The sequence below is a fragment of the Aquabacterium sp. genome, assembly GCF_035476535.1.
Lineage (GTDB): Bacteria > Pseudomonadota > Gammaproteobacteria > Burkholderiales > Burkholderiaceae_C > Pseudaquabacterium.
The window spans coordinates 1-2,251 of sequence record NZ_DATILJ010000331.1 but is presented as its reverse complement, the minus strand read 5'-3'; the positions used below and the strand labels follow the sequence as shown (position 1 = coordinate 2,251).

At 68.4% G+C, this 2,251-nt stretch carries 2 protein-coding genes and 1 pseudogene; 2 read left to right on the top strand and 1 reads right to left on the bottom strand.

Translation table 11 applies throughout. From position 1 onward, the window contains the following. Positions 1-660: pseudogene (locus tag VLK61_RS31890) on the top strand (hypothetical protein); the annotation flags it as partial. Positions 661-683: 23 nt separating this feature from the next. Then, on the top strand, positions 684-1,634 hold the full coding sequence (locus VLK61_RS31885) for an MBL fold metallo-hydrolase (RefSeq protein ID WP_325427740.1): 951 nt from the start codon (positions 684-686) through the stop codon (positions 1,632-1,634). On the opposite strand, the gene VLK61_RS31880 is transcribed toward VLK61_RS31885, so the two are convergent. Next, positions 1,631-2,251, bottom strand: a 621-nt coding sequence (locus tag VLK61_RS31880) for a lactonase family protein (protein ID WP_325427738.1), incomplete at its 5' end; no start/stop codon positions are given. The genes VLK61_RS31885 and VLK61_RS31880 overlap by 4 nt on opposite strands.

Sequence of the window (2,251 nt, the reverse complement as noted above, 5' to 3'; positions counted from 1 at the left end):
GCCGATGCGCAGTCGCGCACCGGTAACAGCGCCGGCCAGACCGCCACGCTGGACAAGCTGCTGGCCTACTACCCGAAGAAGGAATACTGGTCGATCTTCCTCGGCCGTCTGCCACGCAAGAGCGGCTTCTCCGACCGTTTCTCGCTGGACGTGATGCGGCTGAAGCTGGCCACCGGCAATTTGACCAAGACCGACGAGTTCATGGAGATGGCGCAGCTGTCGCTGCAAGCCGGCTACCCGGCCGAAGGCAAGGCCATCATCGACAAGGGTTTTGCCTCCGGCGCACTGGGCACTGGGGCCGAAGCCGAGCGCCACAAGCGCCTGCGCGACCTCGCCAACAAGCAGGAAACCGAAGGCAAGGCCTCGATCGAACAACGCGCAAAAGAAGCGGCCACGGCCAAGGACGGCAACGACCTGGTGCACATCGGTTATGTCTACGCCACGATGGGCCAGGCCGACAAAGGCATCCCGCTGATCGAACAAGGCATCGCCAAGGGCGGCCTGAAGCGGCCCGAAGATGCCAAGCTGCGGCTGGGCCTGGCCCATCTGCAAGGCGGCAAGAACAAGGCCAAGGCGGTGCAGACCTTCCGCAGCGTGCAAGGCGCCGATGGCGGTGCCGACCTCGGCCGCTTGTGGGCTCTCTACGCGCAGACCAGTTGACCCGATTGGCTGACGGCCGCTCCATGACGGCCCTGCCCTACCTTGAGTCACTGGGCGATGGGCTGTATGCCATCGACACCGGCTTCCACCGGCGGCGCTATGACGCGGCCTATTTGATGGTGGAAGAAGGTCGTGCCGCCTTCATCGACACCGGCACCAACTTCGCGGTGCCGCGGCTGCTCGCCGCGCTGGATGCGCTGGGCTTGTCAGTCGATGATGTCGACTACGTGATCCCGACGCATGTGCATCTGGACCACGCCGGTGGCGCCGGGCTGTTGATGCAGTCCTTGCCGCGCGCGACCCTGCTGGTGCAGCAGCGCGGTGCCCGCCATCTGATCGATCCGACCGCGCTCCACCTGAGCGCCTTGCAGGTCTACGGCGCCGACGAGATGGCGCGCTCGTATGGCGTGCTGCGGCCGATCGATGCGGCGCGCGTGCGTTCGCCGGCCGATGGCGACACCGTCGTGCTGGCGGGCCGGCCGCTGCACTTCATCGACACCCCCGGCCACGCCCGACACCACCACTGCATCTGGGACGAGCGCACCCGCGGCTGGTTCACCGGCGACACCTTCGGCATGTCCTTCAGGGAGTTCGACACCGCGCTCGGCGCCTGGATCCTGCCGACGACGACGCCGGTGCAGTTCGAGCCCGATGCACTGCGGCGATCCATCGAGCGTTTGCTCGCCGCGTCGCCGCACTGCATGTACCTGACGCACTACAGCCGTGTGCACGATGTGCAGCGCCTTGGCGGCCTGCTGTTCGAGCAGATCGATGCGATGGTGGCACTCGCCCGGCCGCTGCGCGCCGCCGACGATCGCCATGCCCGCCTGATGTCCGGCTTGAGCGCGCTGTACCGCGAGCAGTTGCAGCGCCATGGCGTGCACGATCCGGACGCGGGCATCGCCACATTGGCACTGGACATTGAGTTGAATGCCCAGGGCCTGGCGATCTGGCTGGGCCGCGGCGCCCGCTAGCCGCTGGGTCCGGCCCCGTCGCACAGCGGCGCTGGCCGCTGCACGAAGACCACGGCCGCCGGCCCGCCTACGCCGGTGTAGTGGCCGCTGAAGCAGGGGCTGCCATCCTCGTTCAGGGCGAACCAGGCCAGGTGATCGCTGCGCTCGTTGCAGACCACGAGCCGGCGGCCGTCCGGCGTCAGGCTCAGCGTGCGCGGATAAGAGCCGCGACACCATTCGACGCCGGCCAGCCGCGGCGCGCCGCTCCGGCTCAGCGTGAAGTGCGCCAGGCTGTCGTGCAGCCGATTCAAGGCGTACAGATGCCGGCCGTCGGCCGAGCACACCAGATCCGATGCATAGCTGGTGCCGGCAAAACCCGGCGGCAGGCTGCTCAGCTCGCCCAGCAGCTTCAGCTCGCCGGTGTGCGCGTCAAGGCGCAGCCAGGCCAGCGTGGAGGCCTCTTCGTTCAGCAGATAGACCCAGGCCGGTTCGCGCGGGTGGAACACCAGGTGGCGCGGCCCGGCCCCGGGCGACAGCTGCACGCGGCGCGGCGACAGCAGCCGGCCCGACACCGCGTCGAAGCGCCAGGCGATCAGCGCGTCGAGCCCGAGATCGGTGCTCAGCACGATGTCGCCGCG